19 protein-coding genes are annotated in these 19,356 nt (G+C 39.8%); 17 read left to right on the plus strand and 2 right to left on the minus strand.

Translation table 11 applies throughout. The features are described from left to right. Positions 1-25: 25 nt before the first annotated feature. Entirely contained in the window at positions 26-448 is a 423-nt protein-coding gene (locus MHB58_RS07025) for a universal stress protein (protein ID WP_008404789.1), read from the plus strand. 53 nt (positions 449-501) lie between these two features. Here the strand turns inward: MHB58_RS07025 and gdhA are convergent, their stop codons facing one another. Then, a complete protein-coding gene (gdhA, locus tag MHB58_RS07030) occupies positions 502-1,869 on the minus strand; it encodes an NADP-specific glutamate dehydrogenase (RefSeq protein ID WP_340734904.1) in 1,368 nt (455 codons plus the stop codon). A gap of 171 nt (positions 1,870-2,040) precedes the next feature. On the opposite strand from gdhA, the gene MHB58_RS07035 reads away from it, so the two are divergent. Genes MHB58_RS07035 through MHB58_RS07045 form a run of 3 tightly spaced genes read left to right on the plus strand, consistent with a single transcriptional unit; the run spans position 2,041 to position 4,193 of the window. Continuing rightward, complete coding sequence (locus MHB58_RS07035) at positions 2,041-2,499, plus strand: YaiI/YqxD family protein (protein ID WP_340735894.1); 459 nt, start codon at positions 2,041-2,043, stop codon at positions 2,497-2,499. Continuing rightward, a complete protein-coding gene (locus tag MHB58_RS07040; protein WP_340734905.1) occupies positions 2,500-3,828 on the plus strand; it encodes a D-serine ammonia-lyase in 1,329 nt (442 codons plus the stop codon). A gap of 14 nt (positions 3,829-3,842) precedes the next feature. Further along, positions 3,843-4,193, plus strand: coding sequence for a DUF4181 domain-containing protein (locus MHB58_RS07045; protein WP_008404785.1), 351 nt, complete (start codon positions 3,843-3,845; stop codon positions 4,191-4,193). Positions 4,194-4,235: 42 nt separating this feature from the next. On the opposite strand, the gene MHB58_RS07050 is transcribed toward MHB58_RS07045, so the two are convergent. Further along, entirely contained in the window at positions 4,236-5,057 is an 822-nt protein-coding gene (locus tag MHB58_RS07050) for a squalene/phytoene synthase family protein (protein ID WP_340734906.1), read from the minus strand. Positions 5,058-5,422: 365 nt separating this feature from the next. Here MHB58_RS07050 and MHB58_RS07055 point away from each other — a divergent pair, with 365 nt between their 5' ends. The 13 genes from MHB58_RS07055 to MHB58_RS07115 all read left to right on the plus strand — a co-directional run bounded on the left by MHB58_RS07055 (position 5,423) and on the right by MHB58_RS07115 (position 19,342). Further along, complete coding sequence (locus MHB58_RS07055; RefSeq protein ID WP_008404783.1) at positions 5,423-5,554, plus strand: RAxF-45 family protein; 132 nt, start codon at positions 5,423-5,425, stop codon at positions 5,552-5,554. Positions 5,555-5,651: 97 nt separating this feature from the next. Then, complete coding sequence (gene abc-f / locus MHB58_RS07060) at positions 5,652-7,265, plus strand: ribosomal protection-like ABC-F family protein (protein ID WP_340734907.1); 1,614 nt, start codon at positions 5,652-5,654, stop codon at positions 7,263-7,265. Then, positions 7,262-7,702: an ASCH domain-containing protein gene (locus MHB58_RS07065; protein WP_340734908.1), complete on the plus strand. Its 441-nt coding sequence runs from the start codon at positions 7,262-7,264 to the stop codon at positions 7,700-7,702. Before abc-f ends, MHB58_RS07065 begins: the two co-directional genes overlap by 4 nt. Before the next feature lie 228 nt (positions 7,703-7,930). Next, positions 7,931-9,832 carry an LTA synthase family protein gene (locus MHB58_RS07070; RefSeq protein ID WP_014824257.1) on the plus strand — a complete coding sequence of 634 codons (1,902 nt, stop codon included), beginning with the start codon at positions 7,931-7,933 and terminating at the stop codon, positions 9,830-9,832. A 532-nt stretch (positions 9,833-10,364) separates the two neighbouring features. Then, on the plus strand, positions 10,365-11,483 hold the full coding sequence (locus MHB58_RS07075) for a thiolase family protein (RefSeq protein ID WP_008404777.1): 1,119 nt from the start codon (positions 10,365-10,367) through the stop codon (positions 11,481-11,483). A gap of 87 nt (positions 11,484-11,570) precedes the next feature. Continuing rightward, complete coding sequence (locus MHB58_RS07080; protein WP_008404776.1) at positions 11,571-12,746, plus strand: acyl-CoA dehydrogenase family protein; 1,176 nt, start codon at positions 11,571-11,573, stop codon at positions 12,744-12,746. Positions 12,747-12,814: 68 nt separating this feature from the next. After that, entirely contained in the window at positions 12,815-14,008 is a 1,194-nt protein-coding gene (locus MHB58_RS07085; RefSeq protein ID WP_008404775.1) for a thiolase family protein, read from the plus strand. A 23-nt stretch (positions 14,009-14,031) separates the two neighbouring features. Further along, a complete protein-coding gene (locus MHB58_RS07090; protein WP_008404774.1) occupies positions 14,032-15,318 on the plus strand; it encodes an acetyl-CoA hydrolase/transferase family protein in 1,287 nt (428 codons plus the stop codon). Positions 15,319-15,345: 27 nt separating this feature from the next. Then, positions 15,346-16,257, plus strand: coding sequence for an SDR family NAD(P)-dependent oxidoreductase (locus MHB58_RS07095; protein WP_008404773.1), 912 nt, complete (start codon positions 15,346-15,348; stop codon positions 16,255-16,257). Between the two features lie 36 nt (positions 16,258-16,293). Continuing rightward, positions 16,294-17,466, plus strand: a complete 1,173-nt coding sequence (locus MHB58_RS07100; RefSeq protein ID WP_008404772.1) for an acyl-CoA dehydrogenase family protein — start codon at positions 16,294-16,296, stop codon at positions 17,464-17,466. Positions 17,467-17,523: 57 nt separating this feature from the next. Continuing rightward, positions 17,524-17,931, plus strand: a complete 408-nt coding sequence (locus MHB58_RS07105; protein WP_008404771.1) for an FAS1-like dehydratase domain-containing protein — start codon at positions 17,524-17,526, stop codon at positions 17,929-17,931. 11 nt (positions 17,932-17,942) lie between these two features. After that, entirely contained in the window at positions 17,943-18,323 is a 381-nt protein-coding gene (locus MHB58_RS07110) for a MaoC/PaaZ C-terminal domain-containing protein (protein ID WP_008404768.1), read from the plus strand. 134 nt (positions 18,324-18,457) lie between these two features. Beyond that, positions 18,458-19,342, plus strand: coding sequence for a R2-like ligand-binding oxidase (locus MHB58_RS07115; protein WP_008404767.1), 885 nt, complete (start codon positions 18,458-18,460; stop codon positions 19,340-19,342). Positions 19,343-19,356: the final 14 nt, after the last annotated feature.

The raw sequence follows: 19,356 nt of genomic DNA on the forward strand, positions 1-19,356 counted from the left end.
TAATTTTAGACAAGGAGTGATTTAGATGCTAAAAACGTATAAAAATATTGTTGTGGCAATAGACTTTTCGGAAAAAGCTAAAGTTGCTTTTGAGCGCGGTATGAACGTTGCTCGATTGACAGATGCCACATTGCATTTAGTAAGTGTAATTGATACACATTCTTTCGGCTCAGTGGAAGCATATGATCTAAAGTATGCAAAGGCTCTAACGGAAAAAACTCTTGATCAGTTAAAGGAATACAAGGTTATAGCAGAGCAAGCCGGCGTTAAAAATGTACAAGTATCAGTTGAAGAAGGGTCGCCGAAAGCAGTATTGACGAACTTGGCCGATACCGATTTGATTATTGTCGGAGCAACTGGTTTAAACCGTGCAGAACGCTTCCTACTCGGCTCTGTATCGGAAAATGTTGTACGCAGCGCCAAATGTGATGTTTTAGTAGTACGTTAAAAAAATAAACCCGCAATACTCCTTAATCGAAGGAAATTGCGGGTTTTTGTTAATTAATAAACGCCTTCTACAAGCATACCGTTCGCTACTTTAATGAAGCCGGCAATGTTTGAACCGACAACTAAATTGCCTTCATAACCGTATTTTTTCGCTGCATCCGAACTTTCTTTAAAAATTGATTTCATAATGCCATGCAGTTTTTCATCAACTTCCTGGAAAGTCCAGTAATTACGGCCGGAATTTTGAGCCATTTCAAGTGCTGACACGGCAACACCACCTGCATTTGCTGCTTTACCAGGACCAAATAATACATCGCTCGCTAAAAACTCATTGATTGCATCTAAATTCGATGGCATATTTGCACCTTCCGCAACGACTTTTACCCCATTTGCAATTAACGTACGAGCCTGATCGCCGTTAATTTCATTTTGTGTTGCACATGGAAGGGCGATATCACATGGAATTGTCCAAATACCGTCACAGCCTTCTGTATAAAGAGCATTTGGACGATAATTTACATATTCTTTAATACGCTTCCCTTCAACTTCTTTTAACTGTTTAACAATTTTTAAATTAATGCCTTCCGTATCGTAAATGTAACCTGAAGAATCTGAGCAGGCCACTACTTTCGCTCCAAAGTGCTGGGCTTTTTCAATTGCATAAATTGCTACATTTCCAGATCCTGAAACGACAACTGTTTTGTTGTTAATTGAAAGTTTTGCTTCACGAAGCATTTCTTCAACAAAGTATACTAAACCGTATCCTGTTGCTTCTGTACGTGCTAATGAACCGCCGTAGCCAGGTTTTTTACCTGTTAATACACCTGCTTCATATGCACCGCGAATTCGCTTGTATTGCCCCCATAAATAGCCGACTTCGCGTGAACCTACACCAATATCTCCGGCCGGAACATCGACATCAGGACCAACATAGCGGTATAATTCTGTCATGAATGCTTGGCAGAAGCGCATAATTTCTGCATTTGATTTACCTTTTGGATTAAAGTCGGAACCGCCTTTACCTCCGCCGATCTGTTGACCAGTTAAAGCGTTTTTGAAAATTTGTTCAAAGGCTAAAAACTTCATAATAGATTCGTTTACAGTAGGATGGAAGCGTAAACCACCTTTATATGGCCCAATAACGTTATTATATTGAACACGGTATCCGCGGTTTACTTGTACTTGGTTTTGATCATCTTGCCAAGCGACACGGAAAGAGATGATTCTGTCGGGCTCAACGATACGTTCTAAAATGTTATGTTGAATGTATTCAGGATGTTGTTCGAATACAGGAACTAGAGAAAGGAAAATTTCTTCCGCTGCTTGTAAGAATTCTAATTGATGTGCGTTCTTAGATTTTAATTTTTCAAACACTCCATCAACATATTGCTGTGCGTTACTCGTTGTTGTCATTGTCGTCATGTCTATACCCCCAAATGGATTAATAAGTATACATTAGTATGAATTATCAAACAATTCAATTATATTTTATGTAACATCACTGTGTGAAATCGATGTTAAAAAAGAGAAAACGTTTTCAATTATTATATTGATATAATGATTTGGAGTTGCTTTTGGAAAGGATGATGAACTATTTTACAACTATTAATTGATGCAGATGCTTGCCCGGTTGTTGATTTAGCGCTGTTTATTTCATCTCGATATGAGATAAGACCAATCTTGTTCTGCGATACATCACATCGAATGGAACGGGAGGGTGCAAAAACAATTATTGTCGACAAGGGACCAGATTCTGTTGATTTTAAGCTCCTCAGTGTCTTAAAGAGAGGAGATATTGTCATAACAGGAGATTATGGTCTTGCTGCGATGTGTATAGCAAAAGGTGGAATTGTGATCAATCACAACGGGAAAGAACTGACGTCAGACAACATAGATCAACTGTTGGCATTTCGATTTGAAAGTGCGAAAATAAGACGTGCAGGGGGACGTACGAAAGGACCCAAAAAGCGCACGGAAGAAAATAATTTGGCTTTTGAAATAAAATTTCGACAAATTTGTGAACGTGCAATTTTTGAGAAGGAGGAATCATAAATGAATCAGCAAATCTTAAATTTAGACGCATTAAAAGCGCGCTTTCCGTTAATTGAAAAGCTGCAATCCGAACAATACGTATTTTGGGAAAATGAAAATGTAGCGAAAGATAGTCAAGTATCCAAACAAGTAACACTCGATATGATCCAGGACGCAGAAAATAGATTGAAGCGTTTTTCTTCTTATATAAAAGTCGCATTTCCAATCACGAAATTTTCAGACGGTATTATTGAATCGGAATTAAAAGAAATTGCGTCGATGAAAAAACTTATAGAAGGAAGACGCGGTTTTAATATTCCCGGAAAATTAATGCTTAAATGTGATCATGCATTACCGATCGCCGGTTCGATTAAAGCGCGTGGCGGTATATACGAGGTGTTGAGTCATGCCGAAAAGCTGGCAATCGATGCCGGTATAATAACAGAACAAGATGATTACGCAAATTTCCATAGTGAAGAATTCCGTAAATTTTTTAGTCAATATAAAGTAGCGGTCGGGTCAACGGGCAATTTAGGTCTGAGTATCGGTATTATTAGCGCAGAGCTTGGCTTCCAGGTAACGGTGCATATGTCGATAGAGGCAAAGGAATGGAAAAAAGAACTGCTACGCGAAAAAGGAGTAGAAGTAATCGAATACGAATCTGATTACACGTCTGCCGTGGAAAACGGCCGCCAAGTAGCAGAACAGGATCCAACATGCCATTTCGTTGATGATGAAAATTCCATCGATCTGTTTTTAGGATATTCAGTAGCGGGTCTGCGCCTGAAAGAACAGCTACAGCAAGCAAAAATTACAGTCGATGCAAATCATCCGTTATTTGTTTATCTGCCTTGCGGTGTTGGCGGTGCGCCTGGAGGAATTGCCTATACTTTAAAACAAATTTACGGTGAATATATTCATATTTTCTTTGCAGAACCATTTGCATCACCATGTATGCTTTTAGGATTGATGACCGGTATGCATGACAAAATTAGTGTGAATGATATTGGGTTGTCCAATCGGACGGAAGCTGACGGATTGGCGGTAGGGCGGCCTTCACGATTTGTCGGAACATTGATGGAATCCGTTATAAGCGGATGTTATACTGTGGATGACAGCTTTTTATTTAGAAGTTTAAAAGGTATGTTTGAGACGGAAAACATTTTTATGGAACCTTCAGCACATGCGGGAGTTTATGGTCCGATCGAATTAATGATGCAGGGCACTTCATACATTGAAAAGCATGGGCTTACAGATAAAATGGAAAACGCCACACATATTATATGGTCAACAGGCGGCGATTTAGTGCCTGAAGAATTACGACAGCAGTATTTACAAACAGAGATATAGAAGGGAAGTCGCTTGTGTTAATTGTAGTAGTAATCATCGCATTTTTTGGAGCAGGTTTACTCGATTTAAACTTACGTAAAAAATATAACATCCCAAAAAACGAGAAATTTATGGATCAGTATGTGGGGATTTGGCATCTCTTCTTGGAAATCTTCCTATGTTTCATGTTTTTATCGTATGTAACTATTAATCTATTTGACCAAAAAACATTATATTCAGTATTGTTTGCGTTCATTATGATTTTATTTATAGTTCGTGGATTATTGGAGTTTTGGTTAAGAAGAGAAAAGCGTCGTCATATTATTTCATTTACTTATGTAGTGCTTTGTGCAATTTGCAGTATCGCAATTGCCATTATTATGTAAGAAAGAAGTGTGTTGGGGGAGAACCCCTCAACACACTTCTTTTTAGTCTACCTGGATTTCTTCAACTGTCGCTTCAACTTCTGAGCGGGACATTTTTTTTCGTCCTTCTTTCATGGCCTGCAATGTTTTATGCGCCAATGCTAAAGGCAGTCTACAGAATAATTTAATCGAACGTTTATCTAAATCTTTCATATAAAGGTCGGCCTTTGCCAGGTTTTCCTCTGCATAAGCAAATAGTTCAGCACGCGTCCAGCCATCGGGTACGAAGCTGACACCGCGCTCATCCAAATCTTCCTGCTCATTACGTAGAATGTTTACTGCCTGTAAACCGCGACCATAGCCGATTGCCAGTTCACGGTCTGTTTTCGTGCCGGCACTCCATTCCCAAAGCTCCGAAAGCATGACACCGACTAAACCGGCCACGTAGTAGGTATAGTCGTCCAAGTCTTCTTTCGTATGCACCTGCCAATTTGCGAGCGCCCATTTTGCCATCCCTTCCGCCATCTCACTCGTCGCAGATGTGACAATAGAGAAAGCACCCTGAGGGCAAACTTCCAGCCAGTCAGCAAGACGAAGTGTCACTTCAGGCATTTTGTCCTTTATAGGTGCCAAGGCATCAAGGTAAGCATTGTTATCGAAGACAGAGGCTTTCAATAATTCCGCTACTTTTAATAATGTTGCATTTTTCATTTCATTGGAAACATCTTCATGATCTTCAATTTCATCAATCGCTCGCATCGCTAAATAGGCCGAGGCAACCGTTAATTTTAATTCTTTATCTAAAAAAGTAATGGGGATAAAAAATGTACGGCTCGTCTCTTTTAATACGCGCATCGCATCTTTTTGTAAAGCTTTATTCGACATAAGGAAAACTTCCTCCATTCTAAATTGCATCCACTTATTATCGTAACGCAAATTTGTAAAAAGGGAAAATAAAAGTTCCGGCTTTTCTTGTTCAAGGGTGTAGGGGGAATCGGGTGGATGTAAAACATCGGGAACCGAAAATGTAACGAATGAAACGGAAAGTAGAAAGTTTGACTGAAAAAGTGGAACATCGCAACCGGAAAGTAGAACGAAATCGTCGGAAAGTAGAAAGTATGGCCTGAAAAGTAGAACCGCCTTTCCGAAAAGGAGAACTCCGCCCCCAAAAAAGCACTCATTTCCAGTATGTACATATTTATTGAAATATGGTAATATTAGAACAATTCAAATGGACGGAGGTGAACGGAATGAAGAAGTTGGCGATTGAGACAGGTGTAAAAGTGGATACAGCTATGTATTTTGCACGTGTCATTACTTTTAAATTTGGGTCTAACGGGATAGGTGTGTCCTTTTTTAGACAATTTAAAAATAATGCGTAGCTAATTAACTTCATTCTTTTCACCAATACTGAAAAGACTGCTCTCGTTAATGAGCAGTCTTTTTGTTTTTTAGCTGCGCCGATGGAGGCGTAGAAATATGCAGTTAAAAGCAGAAAACATTACGAAAATTATCGGTGGCAACACCATTTTTAAGGATCTTTCTATAGAAGTAAATACAGGTGAACGTATCGCAATTGTCGGTCGAAACGGCAGCGGAAAAACGACATTATTTAAAGTACTGGCAGACATTGAACAGCCGGATGAAGGACGGATCATAAAATCGAAAGGTCAAACAATCGGCTACTTGCATCAAATTCCCCGATACACGGATACATCCGTTTTTGATGTATTGTCGAAAGCATTTGCTGAATTACATCAAATTAAAGACCGTTTAGCTCATTTGGAAAAGCGGATGGCAACTGATTTATCGGAGAAGATTTTAAATCAGTACGGTGAGCTGCAAGAGCACTATTTAGCAAAGGGCGGATACGAAATCGAAGCGAAAATCGCATCGATCGCCAATGGACTCGCGATTACAAAGTTATTAGATCAACCTTTTGATGCGCTGAGCGGTGGAGAAAAAACAAAGGTAATGCTCGCTCAAATTTTATTGCAGCAGCCTGATATTTTGCTGTTGGATGAACCGACAAATCATTTGGATCTTGCTGCAACACAGTGGCTTGAAGATTATTTGCAATACTTCAAAGGTACCGTTGTTGTAATCTCGCATGACCGGATGTTTTTAAATAAAATTGTTCAGTATGTGGCAGAAATTGAAGATGGCCAAATTTGGGTAAGTAAGGGTAACTATGATCAGTACATTAATAATAAAGAAGCAAAAATAGCGCAACAGTTTGCGGCATATGACGAACAGCAAAAAAAGATTCAGAAGATGAAAGAGGCGATTCGCCGATTACGACAATGGGCGAATGAAGCGTCTCCTCCCAATCCTGATTTATACCGTAAAGCGAAAGTAATGGAGAAAATGCTGGCACGAATGGAAATCGTCAAGAAGCCCAAAACCGAGCGCCATATGAATTTACAATTGAAAACCGAAGACCGGACTGGCAAAGAAGTGTTTATGCTGAAAAACATTTCCCATGGGTTTGAACATGACTTTTTATTTATGGATGTTGATTTATCGATACATTTTCAAGATAGGGTAGCGATTGTTGGGAATAACGGTACGGGAAAATCCACGTTATTAAAAATTCTATTAGGGGAAATTGCGCCGGTTGATGGAGAGGCAAGGCAAGGGAGCAATTTAAAGATCGGTTACCTTGCACAGCAGTTTGACCAATTGAACGGCAAGCAGCGTCTTATTGATGCATTCCGAGAGCAGGTGTCATTAACGGAATACGATGCGCGGCATATGCTCGCCAAATTTTTGTTTTACGGTCATGATGTATTTAAAAAAGTGGATCAACTAAGCGGCGGGGAGAAAATGAGGCTTCGACTAGCTCAATTAATGATTCAAAAATGCAATGTTCTCGTTTTGGATGAACCAACGAACCATCTTGATATTGAGTCGAGAGAAGCGCTTGAAGAAGCATTGGAGAACTTTGGAGGAACCATTCTTGCAATTAGCCATGACCGCTATTTTTTGCAAAAACTATTTACGAGAACGGCTTGGCTGGAAAATCAGCAGCTAACCGTTCATGATGGTCCATTTGAATGGGCGCAGTCGAAACAAAAGGAGTTAAGCAAATGAATAATATAGAAGCATTTTGGCAGCAATATTGTGATTCGGAAGGTATGGAAAATATCCGTTATAAAGAAGCATTTCAATTTGGTGAAAAGGCGGATTGGCTTGCAGGACTTGTCGAGGAGGGCACTAAAACCGCAACTTGCTCGAGTTTTCCGTTGTATGAACGAGAAGGGGAAAGTTTACCGGAAATTGGGGACTATCAAATTGTTTTAAACAGTAAGGATGAACCGGTAGCGATCATACAATCCTATTCTATTGAAATATACCCATTCAATGAAGTACCTGTTGATTTTGCTTTGGCAGAAGGAGAAGGTACTTATGAGGAATGGAAGGAAGCACATGTCGCGTTTTTTAGCAGAGAACTCTCAGCGCAAGGTCTGGAATTTACCGAGGAAATGCTGACTGTTTGTGACCGCTTTAAAAAAGTTTTTCCTAAATAAGATAAGAAAGCTACAATATTTAATAGCTAGACCTAAAAAATGGAGGAATTTGCTTAGGCAACCTCCATTTTTTTACTGTTTTTGTTCAAGAACAACATTTCCTGGCAACAATTGCTATCGGCCATCGTTACATAATAGTTGCATAGGTTAATGTTTTTTTGATATATTAAATCTTGTTTTTCTCTATATAAAGGGAAAAATGTTTTGAATAGAAAGAGTGATTACAAGGTGAAAAACTTAGTAAAAAATAAAAGCTTATTAAATAATTTCCTAGCGATTTTCGTTCTGGCCGTTTTAATGCTATGGGCGAAAACTTACATTACACAAGTAACGCAGTTTAAGCTGGGTGTTGAGGGGCCGCTCCAGCAGTTTCTTTTATTGATCAACCCATTGGGATCTGCGCTACTATTTTTATCAGTTGCATTTCTGTTTAAAGGAAAAAGAAAACTGACAGTATTGATCTTTATCTATACGTTGATGACAATTCTTTTATTTGCAAATGCTGTATATTATCGTTTCTTCAGCGATTTTATTACACTACCTACGATATCTCAAACACAAAATTTCGGGGATTTAGGCGGCAGTGTATTAACTTTATTAAAACCTTATGATGTATTATTTTTTGTGGATATTTTCGTGTTGATCTATATTCGTTTTTCAAAAAAAATTAATTTCCAATCCGGCAAAATCGGATTTAAAATGCCGGCAGCAGTTGTGGCTGCGGCAATTATATTGTCTATTGTTAACTTGCAATTAGCGGAAGCAGATCGCCCGGATTTATTGAGCCGAGGCTTTGACCGCAGTTATATTGTAAAATATTTAGGAATGTACAATTATTCAATTTATGATTCTGTTAAAACGTTTGAAGCATCTTCAGAGCGTGCTTCAGCAGACAGCAGTGATATTGCGGAAATAATAAACTATACAAATTCATTTTCATCTCAACCAAACGAGAAGTATTTTGGTAAAGCAAAAGATATGAATGTTATTTATTTACATTTGGAATCTATGCAGTCATTTTTAATTGACTATGAGCTTGATGGCGAACAAGTAACACCGTTTTTAAATTCATTGGTTAAAAATGAAAATACAATGTATTTCGATAACTTTTATCATCAAACAGCGCAGGGCAAAACGTCCGATGCTGAATTTATGTTAGAGAATTCTTTATTCGGATTGCCACAAGGCTCGGCCTTTATAACGAAAGGACAAAATACGTTTGAAGCCGCACCATCGATTCTAAAAGATTATGGGTATACGTCTGCAGTATTCCACGGTAATAACGGCAGTTTCTGGAACCGAAATATGATTTATAATCAGTTTGGCTATGATGAATTTTTTGATGAAAGTTCATATGATACAGCCGATTCGAAAAATATGGCGGAGTACGGTTTAATGGATAAACCATTTTTCGAGCAGTCGCAAAGCTTGCTAGAAACATTGCCGCAGCCATTCTATACAAAATTCATCACGGTTGCCCATCACTTCCCATATAAGATTGACCAGGATTTAGTGTCGATCGGGAAAGCGACGACAGGTGATACGAGTGTCGATAATTATTTCCAGACAGCTCGATACGCTGACGAAGCAATTGAACAGTTCTTTACGTATTTAAAAGAATCCGGTCTGTATGAAAATACAATGATTGTGATGTACGGAGACCATTACGGAATTTCCGACAACCATAATAAAGCGATGGAACAAATTATTGGTGAAGAAGTGACACCTGTTGTAAATGCCGATTTACAGCGTGTGCCTCTCTTTATTCATGTGCCGGGTATGGAAGGCGGCGTTAACCATACGTATGGTGGCCAAATAGACCTTCTTCCGACAGTACTGCATTTACTTGGTGTTGAAACGAAAAACAATATTCATTTTGGGACAGACCTGCTATCGGAAGAGCATAGCGAAATCGTTCCGTTCAGAAACGGTAATTTTGTCAGCCCGACGATCTATTCATTGGACGGCAAATACTACGATCCGAAAACAGGCGAAATGCTCGATGAATCGAAAATGGAAACAGCAGATAAATTAAAAGCGATGGTAGAAGAAAAACTTCACTATTCAGATAAAGTTGTTAATGGGGATTTATTACGCTTTCATTCCAAAGATGGAAGTATAAAAGAATAAGCAGAACAATTTAAAATTGAATAAATATACTCAGGCATCATCTATTTTGATTAATTCAAATGGATGATGCCTTTTTATTATGGCTTAAAAAATAATTATAAATATCCGAGTAAAGAAAAATACTTTTCAAAATCCATCGAAATACACGAAAAACTCTATTTGTTTCATAATAATTCACTATTGGAATTAATGTTCATTTTACATATACCACAATGAATCGATATTTAAATTACCGTCTGATGTGATGTATTAACTTATATTGGAATATAAAGTGAAATTATGATTTGTTATTAAAACCATAACATTAATCGTGGTATCAGTTAATTTTACTATTTAAAAGTACTAAATTGTTGAGAATATTTTCACCTGATTATCTATATAAATTAAGAGACAGATATTCAATTGCTTAATAGGTTGTAATCTTTTTGTATAAGCAACATATAGTGGATTTTGGGAAAGTGAAACGATTTTAGAGTTTTTATGAGGCGATCTAAGCAATTCGCCACCCAATATACTAAGGGGGAATGAGTGTATGAGAGAAGCCGTAATCGTCGCTGCAACACGAACACCGGTAGGCAGAAGAAATGGCGTCTTAGCAGAAGTACGAGCAGATGACTTAGCTGCAGATGTACTGGAGGAGGTAGTAAGTCGAGCAGGAATTGAAAAGGCACTTGTAGAGGATGTTATTTTCGGCTGTGTTTCCCAGACATTGGAGCAAGGCGGAAATATCGCACGAATTGCCGCACTGATGGCAGGCTTTCCGATTGAAGTGCCTGGTGTAACGATTGACCGGCAATGTGGCTCGAGTTTACAGGCAGTCCATTTTGCGGCACAAGCGATTATTTCTGGCGATATGGACATTGTCATTGCGGGTGGTATTGAAAGCATGAGTCGAGTACCGATGGGATCCAATATGGAGGGTACGCGTAAAAGTGACCGTATTAAAAAATATGAGTTGATCCACCAAGGTTTATCCGCAGAGCGAATTGCAGAACAATGGCAATTAACAGAGCAGGAAATTAATGAATATTCTGTGTTGAGCCAACAACGTGCCAGTGAAGCAATCAAAGCCGGCTACTTTAACGATGAAGTTGTAGCGATTGGTGATGTGGATACCGATGAAGGCCCGAGACCCGGAACAACCGTTGAAGTTCTGCAAGGCTTAAGGAAGCTGTTTAAAGAAGACGGATTTATTTCTGCCGGAACTTCATCACAAATGAGTGACGGTGCGTCGGCTGTACTCATTATGTCCAGTGATAAGGCAGAGGAACTCGGTGTGAAACCGATGGCAAAAATCATCGCGCGTACTGTCGTAGGTTCTGACCCGACACTTATGCTGACAGGCCCAATTGAAGCGACAAAACGTGTCCTTCAAAAGGCAAACTTAACGATTGAAGAGATCGATACGTATGAAGTGAATGAAGCATTTGCTCCAGTACCAATAGTTTGGGCAAAAGAGCTGGGAGCCGATTTGTCGAAACTGAATCCGGAAGGTGGTGCAATTGCGCTAGGTCATCCACTTGGCGCAACCGGAACGAAATTATTAACTTCGATGCTTTATCGAATGGAGCGTAATAACCAACGTTACGGCCTGCTTGCGATTTGTGAAGGAATGGGCATGGCCAATGCCACAATTATTGAGAGAATTTAAATAAAGGCGATATTCATATTTTAAAGATTTGTAATCGCTTTCAATATAAAAAGGTGTTAAAAATATGATGAAGAGAGAGTGAATTCAATGAATAAAACATTGGCGAAATCTAGAAAAGAGTCCCGTACATTTTTTAATGATGATCATATTATGTTCAGGGATTCTCTTAGAAAATTTGTAGAAAAAGAAATTGATCCTTATTTTACACAATGGGAAAACGATCGTATTGTACCGCGTGAATTATGGTTGAAGCTAGGCAGTCAAGGATTTTTATGTCCAAGCGTAGAGGAAAAGTACGGTGGGACGGGCTTAGACTTTATCTTTGATATTGTTTTGTCCGAGGAATTATCAAAAGTCGGCGGCGGCTTAAGTGGGATTGGTCTGCACAGCAATGTCGTAACACCGTATATCACTTCTTTTGGAACAGAAGAGCAGAAGATGAAATACCTTCCGAAGTTTGTAAGCGGTGAATGGATTTCAGCAATTGCGATGACAGAACCGGGTGCAGGGTCTGATTTACAAAAAATGACGACGACTGCTGTGAAAGATGGATCAGACTATATTGTAAATGGTCAAAAAACATTCATTACGAACGGAATTCTTTCCGATGTCATCATCATCGCCTGTAAAACAGATCCAAAAGCGGTACCTGCCCATAATGGGGTAAGCCTATTGATCATTGAGAGAGGGATGGAAGGTTTCTCCCGTGGAAGAAAATTAGACAAGGTTGGTATGCATAGTCAGGATACAGCAGAACTGATTTTTGAAAATGTACGAGTACCTGCAGAAAATCTTCTTGGGGAAGAAGGAAAAGGGTTCTTGTATTTAATGCAAAAATTGCAGCAAGAACGTCTGCTCACAGCAGTAGGGGCAATTACCGCTGCAAAAGATATGCTGGATTTGACGTTGCAATATGTAAAAGAGCGGGAAGCGTTTGGTAAACCAATTGGTAAATTCCAGAATACACAATTTACACTGGCGGAAATTGCGACACAAGTAAAAATCGGCCAAACATTTGTGGATGATTTGATCTTACGCCATTTAGAAGGACAGGATCTCGTGACGGAAGTATCAATGGCCAAATGGTGGACAACGGATATGGCTCGCAAAATATCAGTAGAGTGTATGCAATTACATGGCGGCTACGGCTATATGGAAGAATATAAGATTGCGAGACGATTCCGGGATATTGCCGTTACACCAATTTTCGCCGGTTCCAACGAAATTATGAAAGTCATTATTGCCAAAAATTTGGGGCTGTAATAAATCCGAAATTATTTCATCAAGTATAAACACATGATACGTAATATGAATTAATGAGGTGAGACGCAATGAAAAATGCCGTAATTATAGACTCTGTACGTACAGCAGTTGGTCGTATGGGCGAAACATTAAAAAATGTAGAGGTAGATTATCTTGCGGCAAAAGTGTTGGACGAAATTACTGTTCGTACCGGAATTGGTAAGGATAAAATCGATGAAGTCATTATCGGACAAGCAAAGCAAAGTACTGATTCGCCTAATCTAGCCCGCTTAGCCCTTTTACGTGCAGGTTTTCCGATTGAAATTACCGGCTATACAGTTCACCGGCAATGCGGTTCAGGTCTGCAGGCAATGAATAGCGGTGCTCAGCAAATCATGTGTGGGCTTTCGGATATTATTATTGCGGGTGGAGCTGAAAGCATGAGCACAGCCCCATACTATTTGCGGAATGTCCGTTACGGTTACGGTGCTGGAAACGGTGAAATTCTCGATTCGAACACTGAAAGTCAACCACGTGCCCAGCCAATTGAAATATATGGCGCATTAACAATGGGAATGACTGCTGAAAACTTGGCTGTAAAATACGCCATTTCCCGAAGTGAACAAGATGAGTTTGCCATAAGGAGCCAGGAGAATGCAAAAAGAGCCATCGAAACGGGATTGTTCAAGGATCAAATCGTCCCATTTGAAGTGAAGACGAAAAAAGGAATGGTCGAATTTAAAGTAGACGAACATCCGAGGGAAACAACATTCGAAAGATTATCTCAATTAAAACCGGTTTTTAAAGAAAACGGTACAGTTACTGCCGGGAATACAAGCGGTCGTAATGATGGTGCGGGTGTGATTATGCTTATGTCGGAAGAAGCAGCTGCACAGTATGATAAAAAACCTAAGGCGAAAATTATTGCGCAAGCTGTATCAGGAGTTTCACCGGAAATTATGGGAATTGGCCCTGCCCCGGCAACTAGAAAAGCGTTGCAATTAGCGGATTTAACACTTGATCAAATCGGTTTAATAGAATTAAATGAAGCCTTTGCAGCTCAATCCTTGGCCGTCATCAAGGAACTTGGCATGGATATAAACCGAGTAAATGTAAATGGGGGCGCAATCGCACTTGGTCATCCGATTGGCGGCACAGGTGGTGTATTAATGACGAAGCTGCTTCATGAAATGGAAAGACGTGGAGAAAAATACGGTCTAGTTACATTCTGTATTGGCGGCGGTCTTGGTATTACAACAATTGTTGAAAATATGCAGTTGTAGATACGGAACCGGAGCTGATCACGATGAACAATACCGATTGGAAACCCCACTATACAAAAAAATGTACTACTGCTGAAAACGCAATCCAACTTATTGAATCCTCTCAAACGATATTTTTGGCACCGATGTGTAATGAACCTCAAGTACTTGTAGAAGAATTGATTCGTCAAAAGGCGCGATTACAAGAGATTTTATTATATACCATCATTTTAGGGAGTCCGTGTAAATATGCGGATCCCATATGTCACCCACACTTTAGAATTCGAACATTCTTAAATTCAACCTTATTGAAAAAAGCATACGAAAATAATAATTGTGATTACGTTCCTGTAAATTTCTCGGACATCCCTCGGTGGATCAAAGAAGAGAAAATTGATGTTGCACTTATTCAGGTTTCCCGTCCAGATGCAAACGGTTTTTGTAGTCTTGGTCTTTCGGTAGATGTTGTACAGACATTGATAAAGGAAGCGACGGTTGTAATTGCGGAAGTAAACAGCAATATTCCTTATACATTTGGAGAAACTCTCGTCCATGTATCCCAGATCGACAAGTTTGTTCCATCTGACCGACCGTTACTCACGATTCCAAACAGTCATCCGGCTAAAGAAGAATTAGCTATCGGTAATTACGTGGCAACGCTAATCCCTGATTATGCGACGATACAAGTTGGCGTCGGTAAAATCGCTGCTAGTATTGTCCGGTCACTCCAGTCCAAAGCAGGATTAGGAGTGCATTCGGGTTCGATTTCCGATGAGATTATGCAGCTCATTAATCTTGGAGTTATTACAAATGAACGAAAAGAGATCAACCGGCATAAAACCGTTTGCACAACACTTACAGGAACAAATGATTTATATAAATTTTGTCATCAAAATAAAAGCGTTGAACTGTATCCGGTAAGTTACACCCATAATGCAGCGATTATATCGAAAATAAGTCATTTTTATTCAATTAACTCGGCGTTGGAAGTAAGCCTGTCCGGCCAAATCAATGCCGAGCAAGTTGAGGACTCCCATGTTGTTGCAGGGGTTGGAGGTCAAATGGATTTCATTCACGGCTCAAAGCTTTCTTCAGGTGGAAGAGCAATTATTGCGCTGCCTTCTACGGCGAAAAACGGATCGGAATCCCGGATAAAGATTCATACAAAATACGTGACGTCATTAAAGTCTGAAATCGACTACGTTGTCACAGAGTATGGTATTGCAAAACTGTTTGGAAAATCTTTAAGTGAACGGGCGCAAAACCTAATTGCCATTGCGCATCCGAAATTCCGGGCTGCTCTTACGGAAGAATACAAACAATTAGTGTAATGAGCCAAATAAGAAAGGATGTTAACTATGTCGAATTTAAAAGATAAAGTTGCAATTGTCACAGGTTCCGGTCGAGGTATTGGACGAGATATTGCCTTACTTCTAGCGAAAGAAGGAGCAAAAGTTGTAGTCAATGATTTAGGTGGCGGATCCGATGGGCAAGGAAATGATACAAAAATTGCAGATGAAGTGGTGCAGGAAATACAGGACCTTGGCGGAGATGCTGTAGCCAACTATGATTCCGTTGCTGACTATGAATCTGCTTCCAATATTATAGACACAGCATTATCACGATTTGGCCGCTTAGATATCGTCGTGAATAATGCAGGTATTTTACGTGACCGGATGTTGTTTAAAATGAGCGAAGAAGAGTGGGATACAGTAATTGCGGTTCACTTAAAGGGTTCATTTAATATGACACGAGCGGCATCAACAATCTTTAAAGAACAAAAAAGTGGGCGTTTTATTCATTTCACCTCCACATCCGGGTTAATCGGTAATGTGGGGCAAGCCAATTATTCAGCTGCTAAATTAGGGATTGTCGGATTAAGTAAAAGTACTGCGTTAGATATGGCCCGGTATAATGTTACATCGAATGCGATTGCCCCGTTTGCATGGAGCCGATTAATCGGGACAATCCCTACAGAGACAGAGGATGAAAAAGAGCGAGTGGAAAGACTGAAACAGCTTTCGCCAGCTCATATTGCGCCATTAGTTGCCTTTTTGGCATCGGATGAAGCTGCCGATATTTCCGGTCAAATATTTGGTGTACGAGGTAAGGAAATTATGGTGTTTTCTCAGCCGCGTCCGATTCGCTCGGTATTCAATGCGAAAGGCTGGTCCGTTGATAGCTTAAGTGCAATCAAAGGCTCGCTTCAATCAAGTTTTACACCGCTTGAAGCTAGTGCGCAAGTTTTCCCGTATGCCCCATTAGTGTAATTGTTTGGACTGTTAAATTGGAAGGGAGAGAGAAAAATGGACTTTCAGCTACCACCCGATTTAATCGAAATGAAAAAAACAATTCGAGAGTTTATAGACAATGTGGTGGATCCACTTGCAGGAGAGATTGATCGTGAAGACCGAATACCGGACCATATTATGGAAAAGTCAAAAGAAATGGGGTTGTTCGGTCTAAGTATCCCTGCAGAATACGGTGGTACAGGCATTGATATGGTCGGGAAATGTAGTCTTTTTGAAGAAATCGGCCGTACATCGAACGGTTATATGACGGTAATCGGTGCACATACAGGAATTGGATCGGTCGGGATTGTGGAATTGGGGACGGAAGAGCAAAAGCAAAAATATTTACCCCGCATGGCTTCGGGTGAAATTATTGGTGCGTTTGCTTTAACTGAAACGACTGCGGGTTCTCATGCAGCAGCTTTAAAAACAACGGCCGTTCGTAAAGGAGACAAATACATTCTGAATGGCGCGAAGCAGTATATTACAAATGCGCCGATTGCAGGGGTTTTTACGGTAATGGCTGTAACCGATCCAACTAAAGGCGCAAAAGGAATTACTTCTTTCCTTGTGGATAAAAGCGCTCCTGGTTTAATCATTGGAAAAACAGAAGAAAAAATGGGGCTTCGCGGATCCCATTCTTCTGAGATTTTCTTCGAGGATTGTGAAGTGCCGGTCGAAAATGTGCTTGGTGTAGAAGGATTAGGTTATGTCAATGCCTTAACCATTTTGGCAAATGGTCGTGCTGGGCTCGCGGCGAGAAACTTAGGCTCAGCGCAAAAGCTTTTTGAGCTATCCGTCAAATATGCACATGAGCGTGAACAGTTCGGAAAGCCGATTTTTGAACAGCAAATCATTCAACATTACTTGGCGGAAATGGCATTGGATATCGAAACATTGAGATCCTTTACGTACCGAGTGGCATGGATGGTGGACCAGGGGATGAATGTCATCAAAGAGGCAGCGATGGCAAAACTTTTAGGTTCGGAAATTTATAATCGCATAGCAGATAAAGCTGTGCAAATTCATGGTGGCCTCGGTTATATGAAAGAGTTCCCTGTTGAAAGATATTATCGGGATGCACGTATTACAAAAATATATGAAGGCACATCTGAAATTCAAAAAAATATTATTGCTGCTCAAATTCATAAAGAATATTTGAAGAAAGCACCGCCCGTATCAATCTAGTAATCTGATTTGGAATATCTGAAAATAACGACAAATTAAATTGGAGGAGGTAATTTTTTGAGTATAGGGCTTAAGGAAAAAGTTGGTCTGAAGTTAGAAGCCTACACCTTTCGAGTTGAAAAAGGAAAAATCAAAGAATTGGCCCAAGCGATTGGTGATGTGAAAGAGGAGTATTTGAATGGTGAAGCGGTTCCACCTACATTCCCGACAGTAATCGACTTTTGGGGTGGAGGTGCTTCCTCGTCCGAGCTATTAAATTTAAACATGAAAAAGGTTCTCCATGGCGAGCAGGAGTATGAATATTTCAGGGAAATCGTTCCCGATGAAGAAATTACAGTACATGGGGTCATTGAAAAAGCTTATTCAAAAGCGGCGATGAACTTCTTTATCATACGAAAAGATTATTTGGATAAACATGGTGAAACGGTTTTAATCAGTCGATCCACGATTATCGAAAGGCATTAGGGGGTTATTTTATGGAAATAGGCCAGACACTGGAACCTTTACAGAAGGAAGAAATAACGCATACGCAGCTCGTTCGATATGCAGGTGCATCCGGAGACTTCAATCCGATCCATACCGTTGTCCCATTTGCAGAGGCAGCGGGTTTAGGTGGGGTCATTGCACATGGCATGTTGGTTATGGGCTTTGTCGGGCAGGCAATTGGGCAATGGTTTGAAGTAAAGAACCTGAAGAAATTCACAACGAGATTTAAAGCAATGACAAGACCAGGAGAAAGAATAACTATACAAGGCCGTGTTGTCGATGAAAATGAAACTTGCTGGATTTGTGAGGCAGAAGCAGTTAATGAATCTGCTGAAGTAAAGGTAAAAGCATTTTTTGAAATAAAAAAATAATTGCATCCAACGTTGTTCTAGAGAGATGACTCGTTACGTAAAATTTGTGATGTTGACTGCAATATTTATAGGAGAATCTCTTTTATCATTACGCAGTTATGGAGTAACAAACAAAATTTAAGGAGGAGCTCGCAATGAGAGAATACGTCACGACTAAACAGGAAATCAACAAAAATTCACTACCGTATAATTTGTATCAAAAGGCAAAAAAGTTCGGAATCTGGAATCCGGTAGATATCGACTTTACGCAAGATAAAGAAGATTGGAAGAAATTAAATGAAGAACAGCAATTAGAGGTGCTTACTCAGTTTGCTCAATTTATTGGCGGTGAAGAAGCGGTCACACAAGATATTTTACCGATGATTATGGCGGTTTCTAAAAAGGGATGGTTCGAAGAGGAATCTTATTTAACAACTTTCCTTTTTGAAGAAGCGAAGCATGCTGAATTTTTCAGTCTGTTCCTGGAAGAAATCGGCGTAAAGGATGATTTGACTCATTTACTGACACCAGGCTACCGGAAGCTATTTGATGAAACGCTGCCAGCAGTGATGGGCAGATTGATTGAAGATCAGTCACCGGAAGCAATGATAGATGCTGCGGTTACGTATAATATTTTTGCAGAAGGTGTTTTGGCTGAAACAGGTTACTGGTTCTTCCATGAAGCACTATCAAGCGCAAATTTGTTCCCGGGATTTATATCAGGAATTCGAAACGTTAAGCGTGACGAAGGACGTCATATAGGTTTTGGTACATTCCTCATTCAGCGCCTAATTAGTGAGAATCCTGAACTGGAGCTGTTTGAACGCGTACAGCAAAGACTGCAGGAGCTGTTACCGATTGCGATGATGTTAACAGAAGGAAAAGAAGACAAACAAGTAACAAGTCTTGGAATTGAACGAGGAAAATCGATGGAATTTGCCATGAAGCAATTACAGGCACGTCTGACAGTGCTTTCCCGAGCTAAAGGAAAGACGTTAGAAGAAATCTATAATACGGACATTGCTTTAGAAGAAGTATAGGAAGTATTCATTCA

This window comes from Solibacillus sp. FSL K6-1554 (assembly GCF_038005185.1).
GTDB lineage: Bacteria > Bacillota > Bacilli > Bacillales_A > Planococcaceae > Solibacillus > Solibacillus silvestris.

Excerpts from the sequence above, each read along its gene's own strand:
- MHB58_RS07025 (WP_008404789.1), top strand. The coding sequence starts at position 26 with ATGCTAAAAACGTATAAAAATATTGTTGTGGCAATAGACTTTTCGGAA.
- gdhA (WP_340734904.1), bottom strand. The coding sequence starts at position 1,869 with ATGACGACAATGACAACAACGAGTAACGCACAGCAATATGTTGATGGA.
- MHB58_RS07040 (WP_340734905.1), top strand. The coding sequence starts at position 2,500 with ATGAATCAGCAAATCTTAAATTTAGACGCATTAAAAGCGCGCTTTCCG.
- MHB58_RS07050 (WP_340734906.1), bottom strand. The coding sequence starts at position 5,057 with ATGTCGAATAAAGCTTTACAAAAAGATGCGATGCGCGTATTAAAAGAG.
- MHB58_RS07055 (WP_008404783.1), top strand. The coding sequence starts at position 5,423 with ATGAAGAAGTTGGCGATTGAGACAGGTGTAAAAGTGGATACAGCTATG.
- abc-f (WP_340734907.1), top strand. The coding sequence starts at position 5,652 with ATGCAGTTAAAAGCAGAAAACATTACGAAAATTATCGGTGGCAACACC.
- MHB58_RS07065 (WP_340734908.1), top strand. The coding sequence starts at position 7,262 with ATGAATAATATAGAAGCATTTTGGCAGCAATATTGTGATTCGGAAGGT.
- MHB58_RS07075 (WP_008404777.1), top strand. The coding sequence starts at position 10,365 with ATGAGAGAAGCCGTAATCGTCGCTGCAACACGAACACCGGTAGGCAGA.
- MHB58_RS07080 (WP_008404776.1), top strand. The coding sequence starts at position 11,571 with ATGAATAAAACATTGGCGAAATCTAGAAAAGAGTCCCGTACATTTTTT.
- MHB58_RS07085 (WP_008404775.1), top strand. The coding sequence starts at position 12,815 with ATGAAAAATGCCGTAATTATAGACTCTGTACGTACAGCAGTTGGTCGT.
- MHB58_RS07090 (WP_008404774.1), top strand. The coding sequence starts at position 14,032 with ATGAACAATACCGATTGGAAACCCCACTATACAAAAAAATGTACTACT.
- MHB58_RS07095 (WP_008404773.1), top strand. The coding sequence starts at position 15,346 with ATGTCGAATTTAAAAGATAAAGTTGCAATTGTCACAGGTTCCGGTCGA.
- MHB58_RS07100 (WP_008404772.1), top strand. The coding sequence starts at position 16,294 with ATGGACTTTCAGCTACCACCCGATTTAATCGAAATGAAAAAAACAATT.
- MHB58_RS07110 (WP_008404768.1), top strand. The coding sequence starts at position 17,943 with ATGGAAATAGGCCAGACACTGGAACCTTTACAGAAGGAAGAAATAACG.
- MHB58_RS07115 (WP_008404767.1), top strand. The coding sequence starts at position 18,458 with ATGAGAGAATACGTCACGACTAAACAGGAAATCAACAAAAATTCACTA.